This window comes from Hyphococcus formosus (assembly GCF_046736345.1).
In the GTDB taxonomy this organism is placed as follows: domain Bacteria; phylum Pseudomonadota; class Alphaproteobacteria; order Caulobacterales; family Parvularculaceae; genus Hyphococcus; species Hyphococcus formosus.
The window spans coordinates 1404569-1420770 of record NZ_CP157210.1 but is presented as its reverse complement, the minus strand read 5'-3'; the positions used below and the strand labels follow the sequence as shown (position 1 = coordinate 1420770).

Genomic DNA, 16202 nt, shown 5'->3' with positions numbered 1-16202 from the left:
TATCGAAAATCAATTCTGGTTTTCTGTGGTCGCAAAAGGTGCGGCAATTGTAGAGACGTCGTGGGCAATACCGCCACAGATAACGGTTTTAACATTAATTAGATCGGCAATATCCGTAAGCGGATCACCATCTACCAGTATCAAATCCGCAATCTGACCCGGCGCGATGGTGCCGATCGGCTCATTCAAATATTCACCTGCGTTGCGGGTGGCGGTTAATAGCGTTTCATAGGCTGAAATTCCATAGCGGGTCATCGCGCGCAAATTGAGATGATAACTCACGCCGATTGTATCAATAGGTGCATCGGTCCCTGTATGGACCCGCCAACCATTAGCCATCATGGATTTGATTTGTTCGATTTTGTTTTCCAGTGACGCTAATAGTGGTTCTCTATCTTCGTTTTTAATCATTTCCGCGAGCGCATCAAAACGCGCGAGATCCCACGGCGGCAAGAGGGTACGAATACGGACGTCGGAAACGAGATCCTGATATTCCGGTAAGAGCGCATTTGCGGAAAAAAGCGTGGGCGTACGGCCCCCTCGTGCGGCCGCGAAGACCTTGTTGACGTCGTCATAGCCCGCGCCAAGCCTTGTGGTGGTTCTGGAAAAACCAAAACGGTTGGTCGCGCCCATATGTTCGACACCGTCGGCTCCAAAGCGCAATGCCGGATAATGATAATGCGAACTGACGGGTAATCCCATTGCGTGCGCCGCGTTGATTACTTTTTCCTGTGTCTGATTATCCATCCGCACATAGGTTTTTACCATATCATAACCAAGCGCCGTGGCTCTCGATAGTTCGAGATCAAGCTGCCCGGGCTCTGTCACCGGGCGCATGAAATTGTAATAGATGCGGTTCCCGTCAAGCGCTTCACCAGTTCCGAAATGGCGTGGTGCGATCCGCCGTCCGGCGTTGATGCTTTCTTTGTCTTCCGTCATGTAATAGGCGGCACCACCAGGTGATCGCGTTGCGGTTATGCCCATAGATAAAAGCGCGCGGCCGATACGATCACCATAGCCGGAACCGTGCACCTGCCGATGGGTGTGCATGTCGATAAGACCCGGCATCAAGACTTGACCGTTTGCGTCAATATTATGCGAGACGTTACTGCTAATACTACCGGCGGGCTCAATGCCGGCAATGCGATTATTGCGTATTACGACATCGCCCTCGCGGTAATCAGAACCAAGAGCATCCCATATGTGAGCATTGCGAATGACCATTATATCGGGCGCTTTGGCTGCGCTCCAAGTCAGGTTGAGCGGTGCGGTATATATATTGTCGCTATCGATCTCAGCTAACCGCAACTTTCCGTTGCTTAAATATAAAAGTGTATTTGAATCGCCGCTCCAGCTAGGGGCGTCGGTGACTTCACTGCTTATTTTCCGCGCAGCACCATTAAATGCGCCATGCTTGTCGATGGGCTGTATCCAAAGCGTGCTCGCAAAGACATAGGCGAAATAATTACCATCCGGTGACCAAATCGGTCCGTCATCGCCGCGGGTTGCAATGGATTTATCTTTTGCGATGGGCGTGTAGATGCCTTCGCCCGTGGTAACATCGATAACGAGAATTTCCGATAGGCCCTCACGAAACCGTCGGGAGTAGGGTTTGAACGCGGCGAGGGCGATCTTCGATCCGTCAGGGCTAAAGCTCGGTCGGCCAGGTAGCCACAATGCGTTAAATAATTGCGTTATTTCATTTGTGCCAAGATCAAGAAGATGCAAAGCGCCTGCATGATTCAGAAAAGCGATTTTTGATCCATCGGGGTGCCAGCAGGGAAATACAGCGGCTTCATCATCTAATTCAGTCAATTGGCGTTCGTTACCGGTTTCTAAATCATGCAGCCATAGGTCCATCGTTCCGGCGCGATCGGAAGAGTAGACAAGGGACTTTCCATCCGGGGACCAGGCAGGGTGCTGCTTAGCATAGGTTCCCGTCGTGATCTTTTTTGGCTGCGGTGTGCCGATGGTCAAAAGATAGAGGTCATTCAGCGCACCAAATGCTATCTGTTTTCCGTTGGGCGAAAGGGTAGGCGAAGTTATACCTCTAACCGGAACCGGACTATCATCCGTCGGCTTATTGTTTTTACGCAGATAGGATGGTCGCGAAACGGGCACGCTAGCCGTCATCTCTACGACGCGCGTCTTGCCGGATGCTGACCGAACCCTAATTTTTCCATTTGATGCGTAATAAAAGCCGCCTTCGCCCAGCCAGCCGGTGCGGAAGGGATATATGTCTTCCTTCGCGACGGTCACTTTGCTTCCCACGTGCAGCTTTGCTTCGTCATCTACAATCGTGACATAGGATAACTGCCCATCCGGGCTGAAGGTCGGCGCAAATAGTCCCGCAGGCCGCGTCCAATTTGCGGGCTTTTTAACGGATGCTATTGATGTGGTTTCGCCGGCTTTATCCAATAGCATCAAGCGCAGAGCGTCTGCTACATAGGCAATGGTTTTGCCGTCCGGGGCAATGCAGGGTTCACTATCTTGACTTTCACCGTGGGTCAATTGGCTGATGATGCCTGTACGGAATTCAAGTTTGTGAATCGCGTAACGGCCAGTACGATCTGACGAAAAGAGCAATGCTTTTCCGTCGGGTGTATATATTGGCTCGCGGTGGTCAAAAAGTCCGCTCGTATGTTGCTGCAGATCTTTCCCATCGGCATTCACTGACCAAATGTGAAAATTGCCAGATCGATAGGATTGGAAAGCGATGCGGCTTCCATCGGGCGACCAACATGGATAGGCAAGATCGGCATACGCATCGGATATGCATCTCGCATCACCACCAGATGCGGGCATGATCCATAACAAGCCCAACAGATCGAAGGCGAGCCATTTCCCGTCGGGTGATGGTGCGACTGAGATATTCGTCACTTCAGTGACTGTCGTCGCGGAGAGCGCGCTCTTGCTGATTTTGTTTTGAGAAGCGGGTGCGCAGGCCGAAAGGCCCGCGATGCCGGCGGCGAGGCTGCCCGCGCCGAGCATGTCTCGCCGGTTGATGAGTGCTCTAGGCCATTCGCGAATTGTCATCGCTCAAGAATGGTGTCGTTCAAAACACTGAGCAATTGAGGCTAAGGGTAAACTCTCGCTTTTTGGGGTAATGCCCCGCGCTAAAAACTGACCGTCATATTTAGACGCAGCCGATCGAGCCAATCGTCGGGATCATGATTGCCAGCGTATACCGCTTCTAGCGGTTTGTAATGATACAGTGTCGCGTTTAGCACGACATGATCAAACGGGGTAAAATCAACGCCCAATAAGTGGGATTGGTAATTTGTAGCAATTGCCAGATTGTCATTTGAGAATGCACCTAAGACTGCATCAATGCCGACTTGCGAATAGCCATAGGCCAGTCGCCAATCATGAACCGAAGTGGTGCGCCCAATGGTCAGCATCGTGCTGTAACCATGATCATTACCAGCTGCCGAGCCATAATTTTTCACATAATCGCCGCTGATGGTGATGGGCCAGCGCTCGCCCAAACCAAAATAAGAGGCACTCCCCAATAGGTCTAAAAGCTCATATTCCGATAAATACCCGCCCCAATTGTCGCGAAGATTGCTGCGGTAATCACCAGCGTCAGCCCCAGCGAGCGCTTTTAAGTTATAATCGTAATAACTGACCGCACCTGAAAATTGCCAATTCCGATTGGGTCTTAGACCAACATTGATTTGTCCCCCAATCATATCACTGTCTGGGCCTAGCGTCACTTCGTCGAGGATCGAATAAATACCCGCGGTCGTGACGCGGATGCTTTCCGTCAAGGCAAGGTCGAAAATTGCTGCAGCCCCTTGAGGATTGACATCACCATCCCAAACCAGGTCGGTTCGCAGGAAAGGGTTTGCGAACTTTCCGCCCAGTAACGTAACGCCGTTTTCCAAGTCAATTCGGGCAAAAAGCCGACTTAAACTGATTTCAAAATCATCCGCGAAATCCGAAAGAGTAACATGGACACTATTCGGATCATCACTGTCACCAGTTGAAATCTCTGTGCCAACTGAGAATAGAGAATTGACTTTATAGTTCGCGCGTAAGCGCGCACGAGTTACGCCACGGTTTCTGTCGGGAAGGTCATCATCGCTGAAATTACCCTCGTAACGGAGTTGAAGATCGCCCGAGAAATCAAGCTTGTTTCTTGGGGTGGCGTCTGCTTTCGGACGTCCGCGTTCAGATTGATCGGAAACCGTTATCGCTGGCTCATCCGGCTGCAGTCGAACAACAGAGCCGGCGGGGGATTTAATTGAATTGCTGTTTAGCAAGGCTTCGAGGCGATCAATCTTCTCTGCAAGATTTGCTTGTTCAGCCCTGAGTTCGGTCAGCATTGACCGCAATTCATCTGGTCGGTCTACCGCTTCCGGCGCGGCAGATACGGGCTGCGCGCAAATGAGAGCGGCAAACAGTGCAACCCAAATATTCAATCCAGTTCGGCGCATGGGGAATTCCTGTTGCTAGGCAAAGCTTAGCGGGAATTTCCAAATGATCGCGTCAATGCAGTGGGTAAAGGTCGCCAATGCCGGGTAAAATCCGCTAAAAAATTACCGTACCGGGATAAGTTTTGGGATTTGCGCTGAGAATTTCGGACACGAGAAAGAGGCGAGTGATCCGAAGGGTTCTATCTTACACACGGTATTTTAGCGAGTAAGCATGAACCGGGGGAAATGCGGAGATGCCGGTAAAGCATCTCCGCACCCTCATTAGAATGTCGTGCGTAGACCAAAGACGACGCTACGTCCACGGAGTGGCGACTGATCCTTCACAAAAGATGTGTGCACATATGCAAGTTCATCGGTAAGGTTCGTCGTGCGGGCATAGACTTCTGCGGTCCGGTTTGACGATAATTCCAAACGATAGGCAAAAGTCGCATTGAGCATATTGTAACCGTCGGTGACGGTTTCATATGAGGCGACCGTATCTTTGCTGAAGGTCCGGTAGAATTCCAGACCAGCGGCGAATGGGCCTTGATCGAAGTCATAGCGTGCGCCTAGCCGTCCCGGCGGAATGCGCGGTAGTTCGTCACTATTATCATCGGTGAGATTTGCGTGAACATAATCACCGAACAGAGTTACGATTGCGGTGTCGTCAAAACGATAACTGACCTGACCATCAACACCCGTAAAGGTGACGTCTTCCGCGGTATAGACGAAGAGGCGATGACCGTTGGTTTCTTCTTCAATCAATTGCGCGAAAATATAATCATCAATGTCTTGATGGAATAGGCCTAACTCAAATTCGATTGGCCCACCTTCTTTTCTTAAGGTAATGTCGATCGATTTTGTCGTCTCTTCAACGTCAGTTGTGCTTGGTGGAAGTTGGCTAGAGACAGATTCGGTTTTTGCGAGGCCGACTTCATAGCTATTTGTCGCAAGATTATTGCCCCGGGCATAAAGTTCGCGAACGCTTGGCGCGCGTTGCGAGCGTGCCAGTGTTGCGGATACTGAATAGCCGTTATCGAGGTTCCACTTTGCGCCTAATGATGCGGAAAGGGGATTGTGTTTTGTTGCAGGGAAATTTTTCTCGAAATATTCATCATACCAGACCGGGAAAAGGTCGAGAAGTTCTTGAGGATAATCATAACCCGGCACGAGCTTAAAATAATCGCTCCATACCCCTTTTGTTGCTTCGAGTGTGCGCCAATCCTTCCGTACGCCCAGTGCAATTTCAATCGGCCCAAAAGAGCGCTGTTCCGTCAAGAAAATCCCTATATTCTCGCTGGTATATTCTTGCGGGTCGTCATTTTCATGAGCCGTGTTGAAGTTAAGGCCGGTAAAAGCCGCATCCGTATATTGACCTCCTAAAGTTCCGGTGAACCCGAAAAAGGGTTCATGAGTCAACTCAAGGCGGGCGTCATATGCCTCGTTTGTGTACTGTGAAAAAGTCAATGATCCATCGACTTCGTCATGATTGTAGTCTGTGTAGGAGAGGCGCAGTCGGGCATGTTGGAGCCCTGGCAATAATTTCTCAAAATCGGCACGAACATCGACGCGTTCATTTCTAAGGTTGATTCTCGCAATATGATCATCATTGGAGTCAACAAACGGGTCTGTATAGCTTCCATGGGTCGCGCAATGAAGGTCAAGGCCATGGGTGTGGCACGCCGCATTGGCGTGGCTGTGACCGGGTAGGCCGTATTCAGCGTTTTGTACTGTGTAAGCAGCGCCGATATATCCTTTGTCGGTTACCCATGAAGCGCCAACGCTGTAGCTGTTACTTTGCGCGAAGGAGTCTTTTAGTTCTTCTGCGCCGAATTCGTCCGGCACTTCGTAATTATCGGCATCGCTTGTTGATCCTTCGACATGGATTGCGAAAGGACCTGCAGCCATGGTTGCGCGGCCGGCGGTTGAGACACCATTATCGACCGTGCTGTACCGAACCTCACCAGCGCCGTCGATGCCGTCTTCGGGCAGTGATTTTGGCACTTTGCTGTCGACCAGGTTGATCGCACCGTTAAGTGCATTCCCGCCATAAACGACAGCTGCGGGGCCACGTTGTACTTCGATGGCGTCAAGCAATAGCGGGTCAGTTACGATGGCATGATCAGGCGACAGCGCAGAAGCGTCGAAGATGTTAGCGCCATCGGATAAGATTTCGATCCGGGGAATGGTCTGGCCGCGAATGACTGGCCGTGATGCACCGCCGCCGAAATTATCCATATGGACACCCGGCATTCCGCTTAGGGTCTCGCCGAGGGTTCCTTGTCGGCGACGAATGAGTTCTTCACCAGAAAGGACCTTAACCGGATTGATTTGCGCTTTTTGCATGAGCCCCTCGACGACAATTGTGTCATCTCCCGGGTTCAGATTGGTCACGCCCGCATTCGGTTCGCTTTGCGCAAAAGAAGCCGAAATCGATTGCGATAACGCAACGCTGACGAGTAGTGATAACTTGAATTTACTGTTCATTGGTTTTCCTAAAAAAGGTTGAGCACGACCGACGTGTTCCCGTTCAGGAACGCGGCCAGATAATTTTCGAATAGTTGGGAGAAATCTGAGAGCGTATGCGCTACTTAGCGCGGTGGCCCTCGTGCATAGCCTCTGGAAACAACATTAGTGGATGGGCTTTTAAAACTTGTGGGTTCGATGAGGGTAAAATGTGGCCCATCAAGGAGGGGGAGTGACGTTGACGTATCGCCATTATCAACTTGCGAAGCAGTTACGCAGTACGAACAATGAAGCGCGACATGATCTTCTGCCTGGATATCATGTGCGGCGATACCGAGAGCGGATATGACTAACGTGAGCGTTAATGCCCACATTAACGCGACACGTGCCGTTACTTTCGGCAACTCGCACATCATACATTCCCCATGAGCGCTACGCGCTGCTCCGCCTTAGTCTTGAAATGACTAAACTTAATTTCTGTAATTTCAGTATGCTCCGTTAGCTGATCTAAAGGCGGAAGACCAACTTCAGGAATTTTTGAACGGAACCTTTGTGCGGTACGTGCCACTGAGATAACAAGTTGGTGACAAAATCACAAGGTAGAATTAATTGTGCGCAAATAAAAATCAGTGGACCGTACGCAGAGCGAACGAGTTTTATTGGGCGCAAGGAATTATTCTTGAAAATTCACCTAATATACCCCCGTGCGATGATCGCCATAAGGTTGTCTACTCGTAAGTTATTCTACCAAAAAGCAATCCGCGTTAAGGGGGGCTTGAAAATTTCAAGTCAAGAATACGAAGTAGTGTTCCTTTGACGGTTTGCTCATTTTAAATGAATGTTCTGAATGACATAAATATTACATAAATGTCCGGGATAGAGACGCTTTACGAGTGGAGTTCGCTTGCGTGTCGTTCCCGCCAGTACTTAGCGATGTTCTGACCAGCGTCAGGCGCGCGCTTTACAAGCGTGGCCTTGCGAGTGACGCGGTCGATGATCTCGTTCAGGAAGCATATCGACGCCTTGAGGTGTATAAAAAGAACCAAGTTGTGGAGCGGCCAGAAGGTTTCCTCGTTAGAACCGCTGTGAACCTCTCGATTGATCAGGCGCGACAGCAAGCAAGAAATGGCATAGCCGCGGAACCGGTAGAAGAATTTTCAATCGTTGATGAAGCTCCAGGTCCTGATGAAGTCTATGACGCTAAACAAAAGTTGGAACGCCTCAATGAGGGATTTCAAAAGCTTGATCCGCTTACTCGACAAATGTTGAAGGCGCAGCGCTTGGATGGTGAACGCCTTTCTACTATAGCTGATCGACACGGCATGTCCGTAAGCGCCGTAGAGAAGCGCATTGCGAAAGGAATCGCCATTTTGGCTGAGTGGATGGAGGGGTGGTAAAGCGCGCGATGACTAATGCCTATTCGATAGAGCAACGCCGCCCTGAGCTTTACGAAGCAGCGCTGCAAACTGTGCGCCTTAGTGACCGCACGCGAGGGCATTCGAGTACCTTTCAATCTATTTTGCTGCGTAAGTCGGAGGCCGATCCGGAATATACAAAAATTCACGATGTCTGGGACGGGTTAGGCCAAATTGAGGTTGACGAATATCTTGATGTAAAAATGACGACCAGGCCGCGGCGGTGGAAAACTGTTTTCCAACCCATTGCCGCAGCAGCGATGTTATTCCTAACGGTTGGTATTGTCCTGTTTCTATCGGGACGTCCCCCCGCTTATGAAACCGCGATCGGCGAACAGCGAAATGTAATGTTACCTGACGGTAGCGAAATGGTGCTTAACACTGATACGCGAGCTATCGTGCGGTACGACCGTAATTTCCGGCACTTAGAAATTGAGCGAGGCGAGGCATGGTTCGATGTCGCGCATGATACGTCTCGGCCGTTTATAGTTCACGCTGGCGATAGCCAAGTCCGCGCGGTTGGAACATCATTTCTTGTGCGCCGTAATGATGAGCGCGTAGACGTTACCCTATTGAGCGGTATTGTTGAGGTAACCCGTGGTGAGAACTCAGCTGAAAAGATTGAGCTTGTTCCTGGTGATCGACTACGTCAAAGCGAGGTGCATCCTAGCATTGCGATAGACCAACCTCAGATCGAGGTCGTTACCGCGTGGCGCCAAGGGCAGTTAATCTTAAACGAAACGCCAGTGGCGGAAGCCCTCAATGAGATGAACCGCTATAGCAATAATAAAATTCGCCTCGCAAGTAGTTTGGCGGCGGAGGCCAAGCTAAGCGGCGTATTTAGATTGTCTGACTCGCGTGCATTTGCGGAAAGCGTCGCAGAAATATACGACCTCAATTTATATGAGGACAATGGCTATTTGACGCTCGCGCCACGTAGAGTTCTTCGTTGAAAATTTTGCGGATCAATTAGGCATTGCAATTCTATCGTGCTGCCTTTTGTGAACCTTTTTTAAAATCTTAAAAATCTGTTGAGGTCATCGGGGGCTGCAACGTCCTTGATGTGACAGCGCAAGTTCACGAAGGGCTTTCGCGTTGCGCGCCGGTAAATGCCGGGTGCGTATCACGGTGGGTTTGGTGTGACGTTTGGGGCGGAGCGCCAATAATTGGAATTGGGGAAGTGGCATGTTTGACGCAATCACATTGCACAAACGGCAAATTGATTATTACGCAAAATGGTTCGGTCGCGATTTAGCCGGGTAATCCGCTTTACTTAATTACGCTTTTTGTTGCCCGCCTTTGATGCTGCCGGGCACTTTATCCGATAACGGAGTATATTAATGTATCTGCGCGCAGTTGGTTGTGTGAGCATAGCGGCTCTATGTGTTTTTTTTCCTCCAAAGCTTTGTGCTCAGGACGCATCTGAGCAAGCCGTGCAGGAGCGTAGAATTGATGTTCTGAACTATCAGGTTGAGGGGAACAGCGTTCTGTCGCGTAAAGAGGTTGAGGCCGCAGTGATGCCTTATTTAGGGCATCAGAAGTTGGTGAGCGATGTGGACGAAGCGCGTAAAGCGCTCCTCGCGGCATATCAGGAAAAAGGCTTTGAAACCGTCAATGTGGTGATCCCCGCACAAGACGTTCGCAATGGTGTTGTTCGCCTGAAGGTCGTGGAGATGAAGATTGGTCGTCTTCGCGTTGACGGGGCTGATTACTACTCCCCAGAAGACATAAGGGAACGCGTACCTTCTCTACGAGAGGGCGGTGTACCTAATTATAACGCGGTATCAAAAGAACTCGCAGCGGTGAATAAATCTGCAGATCGATTGGTGACGCCGACGCTGCGGGCTGGTCTTGAGCCGGGTACTGTCGATGTCGACCTCATGGTTGATGACAAGTTGCCGCTTCACGGTTCTATCGAAGTGAATGATCGCGCTAGCTCTAACACGAAACGGTACAAAGTTGCTGCCTCGATTAGCTACGGAAATCTCTTTCAGCGCGAGCACAGTATGAATCTCCAGGCCCAGATGAGCCCGGAGGCTCCCGGAGAATCGTGGGTTGTCTCGGCCTCCTATGTTGCGCCATTACGTAAATTGCCACTTACCCTAGTGGGCTATGCTGTTCATACGGATAGTGATGTTTCTGCGATTGGAGATATCAATGTTTTGGGGAAGGGTAATATCCTCGGTTTACGAACGATTTACTCGAAGGTAACGGGTGATCCTATTTCACCACGTATTCACCAGTTCACTTTCGGAATTGACTATAAAGATTTTGAAGAAAGCCTATTCTCGGAAAATAATCCGTCTTATACGCCTATCAGCTACATGCCGGTTTCTATCGGATACTCGCAGGCAAAGCGAGGTACGAGCTATGATATGGACCTTGGCCTAACGGCGGTGTTTGGGGTTCGCGGTTTAGCGGCGGGTGACGCTGAGTTCGGCATAAAGCGGTTTAACGCTAAAGCGAATTGGTCTGTCGTCCGGGCCAATGCTTCCTACAAATATAAATTCGACAGTGATTGGCATGTCAGCGCGGGAATAGCCGGGCAATGGGCGGGAGAGCCTGTCATATCGAATGAACAATTTTCTATCGGCGGTGTACAGAGTGTTCGTGGCTATTACGAGAGTTTCCAATTAGGGGATGATGGCCTATCGGGTCAGCTTCAAATTGATTCACCGTCATTTCACGGCGTGACAAACGGCCTAATCGATGAGTTGCGCCTCTATACGTTTAGCGATGCCGGATATGTTCGCATTTATAATCCCTTGAGTGTTCAGGACAGCGCGGCGGAGTTAGTTAGTGTTGGCGGTGGTATTCGCCTGCGTGCATTGAGCGGACTTAACGCAAACGTTTCTATCGCTAAGCCATTTCATCGTGAAAATTCAACATTACTCGATATTGGTGATGAATTCCGAATTCAATTCCGAGTGTGGAACGAATTCTAAGTAAGGAACAACAAAAAATGTCAGTACAAAAACTGCGTATTTGTCTTGCGACTCTGTTCGCGAGTGTGGCGGCACCTGCTTTGGCCCAGTCAAGCCTAGATGAGGATTGGGGCTATCGTCATGAATTAACGTTAGATGCAGCGCAAATTGAGATGATGGATACTGATGTACCTTATGTGCCAGTGCTTGTTCGTATCCATTCAGGAATTCTAGATTTCACTAAAGCCAAAGAAGACGGAAGCGATATCCGTTTCGTCAACCAGGCGGATGGAATGCCGCTCGACTATCATTTTGAGCGGTATGACCCGCTAGCAGAGTTGGCATATGCATGGGTTGAAGTTCCTGTAGTTACCCCGGGGATGGTTCAACAGCTATGGCTTTACTATGGAAATGACGACGCGGAAGCGGTGGCGGATGCGCCGGCAACTTATGACGGCTACGTTTCTTATGTCCTTCACCTAAGCGACGATGCTGGAATTCCGGAAGACGTAACTGACAATAATAATGTCTTCAAAGCGATGGGTGTATCGCCGACTCTATCGGGAATGGTCGGCGCAGGAATCGAGGTCGGTGCCGAGAGTAGCATCGACGTACAATCAAGCGCGTCTATTCAAGTTCAAGAGGAAGACGGCGAGTTAACATTTGCTGCCTGGATACGGCCAAAGCAGGTCGAAGGTGAAGAAGCCGACGAGCCGCGTGTTGAGACGGTTTTCTCAAAATCAAATGAGGACACATCATTATCGTTGGTTATCGTCGATGACGTTCCGACAGTCCGGCTTGGTGAAAGCGCATGGACAGCATCTGAACCTTTGTCACGCGGTACATGGGCCCATTTGGCAATCGTCGCCGACGACGAAACAATAAAATTATTTGTTGATGGGGCGGTTGCCGCTGTAGGTGAAGCGGAACTGCCGGCATTAACAAAGGGCGAGAGAATCGGTGCTACGAGCGATGGGCTTTCGGATGGCTTTATCGGATCACTAGATGAGGTTTATCGGTCGAATAAAGCAAGGTCTTCGTCACGAATAGCATTGATGGCCAACAGTCAGGGCGTGAGAACCAGGTTTGTACATTTTGCTCCAGAACCTGAGCAGGTCAAAGAAGAGCATCACAATTACTTTGCCATACTTGTTGGTGCACTAACCACTGATGCATGGGTAATCATAATACTGCTTTCAATCATGTCCGCGATTTCGTGGATGATTATGTTTGCCAAATGGAGAATGTTTGGGCGAACAAACGGATACAACAAAAAGTTCTCTCAGTATTTCCGAGAGCACACGCATGGTGCTGATTCCCGCGCTGCGGTTACGAATCTAGAGCTTACGAAGAAGCACAGCCATTCTTCATTAGGGCGTTTGTTCAGCATTGGTCAGGAAGAATTGAACCGAAGAATTCGCGCAGAAGGTAGCTCAGTAGACGGATACATCATGGCTCCGGAAACTGCGGCCGCTATCCGATCGGCAATGAGCGCAGGCGCGGTCGAAGAAGAGCAGCGATTAGGGCGCTGGATGGTTCTTCTTACAATTGCGATTTCCGGTGGACCATTCCTTGGATTGCTTGGTACCGTCCTCGGCGTGATGATCACCTTTGCTGGGGTTGCAGCTGCTGGCGAGGTGAATGTGACGGCAATTGCGCCAGGTATCGCAGCTGCCTTGTTGGCGACGGTCGCAGGTCTCGCGGTCGCTATACCTGCCTTGTTTGGCTACAATTATCTGACCGGGCAACTCGATAATATTTTGGCGAAAAATCAAATTTTTGTTGATGAACTCGAAAAGAATATGGCCGAGATATTCCGAGCTAATGCGACTTCCCATCGCAATGAAGGATAGGGGAAGAGCATGCAAGTTCAGAAAAAACGAAAACCTTACGACGATATCAATATTACGCCGATGGTGGATTTGACGTTCGTGCTTTTGGTTATTTTTATTTTGATGACAACAGCATCAATAGAGGGAATACGGATTAATTTACCTAAGGCTAGTTCTAGTCAGAGTATGGCTTCGCCAACGACGAAGGCGATCACAGTAGATAGTCGGGGGCAAATTTATCTAGATACCTATCCTGTGACGCCCGCAGAGCTTGAGCAAGAACTGCGCATTCAAAAGTCCATTACGCCAGATTTACCTGTCGTCATTCGCGGTGATCGTGTCTCTCAATACGGGAAGATCATGGAGGCGTTGGATGCATGTGGTCGAGCCGGAATTACGCAGATCGGTCTTGTAAGCGAACGTCCAAGGGGAAGTTAACAGCATGATCGAAGCGCCAAAGCCGAGCATTCTTGATCGGGTTTTGCTCATTGTTTTTGCGGCGGGGCTTCTGGCAGGGGCGATCGCAGTTGCACTCTGGGTCAATTCAACGAATAGCGCCGAAAAGATGGAGCGAGTAATTCATGAAATTACGGTCGCTGAGGTTCCAGAGGAACCTGAAGAGGAGATCGTAGAAGAAGAGCCAGAGCCGGAAGAGGTTGTTGAAGAAACGCCGGAACCAGTTGCAGCGCCTGATCCTACGCCGGTTGTCTCGGATCCCCCTAAGCCGTCTACGGAACGTTTGGGAGGCTTGGATAGGCTTGCGGATTCGGGAAGCGATAGCTTTCGCTTAGCGGCTGGAGGTGGTGGTGGCCTTTTCGGAACCGGGACAAGAGGAGGCACGAGTTGGGAAGCGCTGTTAACGCTGCACATAACTCGAGCGCTACAGAGGGACAAACGTACACGGAGCGCTAAAGGTAAAGTAGGCGTTTCCATAACCGTGGACAAAAACGGTGTTTTTACGTCGGCAGTTTTGACATCGTCGACTGGAGACCCGGATCTTGACGAAGCCATACAGGATGTTTTGGCGAATTTGAAACCACTCGGTCGTGGTCGCCCCTCCGGCGTAAACGCGACAACCAATTTAATCATAAACCTGAAGCGGGCGGGCGAATGATCCCGTTTGGAAAATAGAGAGAGTAACTATGTCCATTCGAAAATATTTTTTAAGCGGCGCGGCTATCGCCTCGACCTTTTTTAGCGCCACTACTGCCATGGCGCAATCAACCGAAGATGTCGGCGTTGAAATTCTGCAGTTGCTGGTGGATGAAGGGCTGATCCCGTTCGATAAGGCGCAGGGAATTCTTGTTAAGGCTCGACAGAACGCAGCCGAAAGAGCGCAAGCTGAAGCCGCCGCATCTGCTGAGGACGTGATAAACGTCCCATACGTTCCTGAGACTGTCCGTGAAGAAATTGCCCAGACGGTTAAAGACGATGTCACCGCTTCGGCTCAGAGCGAAGGGTGGATAGCGCCGAATGTTCTTCCTGATTGGGCGAAACGCATCAATATCTCTGGCGACCTCCGTGTTCGTGGCCAATTTGAGAGTTATGGAGAGGACAACTTCCCATTCTTCCCGGATGCTAACGCTATTAATCAGCAAGGCGGTGTTACTGATGCAGATGGCTTTCCTTTGTTGAATTCGATCTTCGATCGAAAGCGAGTGATGTATCGCGCGCGCTTAAATTTTGAGGCTGATGTCACTGATCGTGTAAAAGTCGGTGTTCGTCTCGCATCTGGAGATGAACCAGGTGCAATTTCTACCAATTCAAGTTTCGGAAGCTACTTCGATCGCAATGCAATTTGGGTTGATCATGCGTTCGTTGACGTCGAACCAGTTGACGGTTTTCATTTTATTGCGGGTCGGATGCCTAATCCTTTTTATAGTACAAATCTCGTGTGGGATGAGGACATTAATCCCGAAGGAGTAATACTAGCGGGCGAATATGAATTCGCGGGTTTAGGCAAATTATTTGCCTCTGGTGGCGTATTTCCACTCCAGGAAAGAGAGTTGTTTGACGACAGCTATCTGTATGCGGGACAGTTTGGTGCCAGCGTAGATTATAATGATAGCTTCTTTGCGAAAGTTGCGGGTGCCTACTATCACTACGATAAAGTTCAAAGTTTGAAAAACGCTCCTGATGGTTCGCGCTTGACCGACTGGAGTGCGCCGCAGTTTTTATCAAAAGGTAATTCGCTATTTAATATGCGTACAGATGGACTTACTACGCTCGCCGGTTTGGCGTCCGAGTTTGAACTGGTCTCAGGTACAGCAGAACTAGGCTACTCAGTAGGCGACACAAGCTTCCGTCTTATTGGTGAGGTTGTTAAAAACCTTGCTTTGGACGAAGAGCAAATTAATGTTTTGCGTGGTGAAGAGGGCGTGACGCCAGGCGATATAGGTTGGTACATACGTGCAGAAGCCGGTTATCCGGTGATAACAAAAGCTGGTGAATGGCGCGTAAGTGCTGGCTATCGCCATGTCGAAACGGATGCGGTTCTCGATATCTTTACCGACTCTGACTTTGCGCTCGGCGGTACCGACGTCGAAGGATACGAAGTTGAAGCAGCTTACGGTATCTACGACAATATCAATTTAAATCTTCGTTGGTTCTCATCTGACTCGATTGAACGCGCGCCATTATCGTTGGACGTTCTTCAAATCGACCTGAACGTAAACTTTTGATCGGGGAGCCATAAACCATGAAAAAGTTATTTCTCACAATGTCGATGGTCGCTGCTTCATTGGTAGCGATGCCTAGTCACGAAGCGTCCGCGCAGCAGGGCCAATCGGTGCAGAAGCAACTGGAGCGCCAACAACAGATCGCAGAGAATGCGAGGCTTGAAGTAGAACGTCTCCGTAAGGAGCTTCTGTTGCGAGATGAATTAATCGATCTAGGGATCGAACGAAATGCGGAACTTTACGCCATCGTTGTCGAAATAATCGAAAAGGGGCTTTCGAAAAAATCGTTGGAACCTTTTCTACAGCTAAAACGCGTGGAGATCGAAAATCTCAAGCAGGATTACGAGGATCGTGCGAGAGCGGCGAGAATCTACGAATCGACTTTGCCGCCGAGCGTACAAGAAAAAATGGAAGAGGCGTTGCAGGAGACGAAGGACTAGCCCTTCGTCATCCCGTCAAACTTCGCAAC

Annotated in this window: 11 protein-coding genes; 8 read left to right on the top strand and 3 right to left on the bottom strand. The window is 49.9% G+C overall.

All coding sequences use genetic code 11. The features are described 5' to 3' along the window. Positions 1-9: 9 nt before the first annotated feature. The 3 genes from ABFZ83_RS06460 to ABFZ83_RS06450 all read right to left on the bottom strand — a co-directional run bounded on the left by ABFZ83_RS06460 (position 10) and on the right by ABFZ83_RS06450 (position 6905). Positions 10-3036: an amidohydrolase family protein gene (locus ABFZ83_RS06460; RefSeq protein WP_411818618.1), complete on the bottom strand. Its 3027-nt coding sequence runs from the start codon at positions 3034-3036 to the stop codon at positions 10-12. 80 nt (positions 3037-3116) lie between these two features. Beyond that, entirely contained in the window at positions 3117-4439 is a 1323-nt protein-coding gene (locus tag ABFZ83_RS06455; RefSeq protein WP_411818617.1) for a putative porin, read from the bottom strand. 261 nt (positions 4440-4700) lie between these two features. Further along, entirely contained in the window at positions 4701-6905 is a 2205-nt protein-coding gene (locus tag ABFZ83_RS06450; RefSeq protein ID WP_411818616.1) for a TonB-dependent receptor domain-containing protein, read from the bottom strand. 887 nt (positions 6906-7792) lie between these two features. Between ABFZ83_RS06450 and ABFZ83_RS06445 the strand changes: the two genes are divergently transcribed. From ABFZ83_RS06445 to ABFZ83_RS06410, 8 genes are all read left to right on the top strand, one after another. Continuing rightward, on the top strand, positions 7793-8281 hold the full coding sequence (locus ABFZ83_RS06445; protein ID WP_411818615.1) for an RNA polymerase sigma factor: 489 nt from the start codon (positions 7793-7795) through the stop codon (positions 8279-8281). An 8-nt stretch (positions 8282-8289) separates the two neighbouring features. Next, on the top strand, positions 8290-9252 hold the full coding sequence (locus ABFZ83_RS06440; RefSeq protein WP_411818614.1) for a FecR family protein: 963 nt from the start codon (positions 8290-8292) through the stop codon (positions 9250-9252). Between the two features lie 480 nt (positions 9253-9732). Beyond that, positions 9733-11244, top strand: a complete 1512-nt coding sequence (locus ABFZ83_RS06435; RefSeq protein ID WP_411818613.1) for a ShlB/FhaC/HecB family hemolysin secretion/activation protein — start codon at positions 9733-9735, stop codon at positions 11242-11244. A gap of 17 nt (positions 11245-11261) precedes the next feature. After that, entirely contained in the window at positions 11262-13076 is a 1815-nt protein-coding gene (locus ABFZ83_RS06430; RefSeq protein WP_411818612.1) for a DUF2341 domain-containing protein, read from the top strand. A gap of 9 nt (positions 13077-13085) precedes the next feature. Beyond that, positions 13086-13493, top strand: coding sequence for an ExbD/TolR family protein (locus tag ABFZ83_RS06425; protein WP_411818611.1), 408 nt, complete (start codon positions 13086-13088; stop codon positions 13491-13493). Positions 13494-13497: 4 nt separating this feature from the next. Continuing rightward, on the top strand, positions 13498-14169 hold the full coding sequence (locus ABFZ83_RS06420; protein ID WP_411818610.1) for an energy transducer TonB: 672 nt from the start codon (positions 13498-13500) through the stop codon (positions 14167-14169). Between the two features lie 28 nt (positions 14170-14197). Beyond that, positions 14198-15736 carry a putative porin gene (locus ABFZ83_RS06415; RefSeq protein WP_411818609.1) on the top strand — a complete coding sequence of 513 codons (1539 nt, stop codon included), beginning with the start codon at positions 14198-14200 and terminating at the stop codon, positions 15734-15736. A 17-nt stretch (positions 15737-15753) separates the two neighbouring features. Continuing rightward, positions 15754-16173 (top strand): hypothetical protein, encoded by a 420-nt coding sequence (locus ABFZ83_RS06410; RefSeq protein ID WP_411818608.1) that lies wholly within the window; start codon positions 15754-15756, stop codon positions 16171-16173. The last annotated feature ends 29 nt before the right edge of the window (positions 16174-16202 follow it).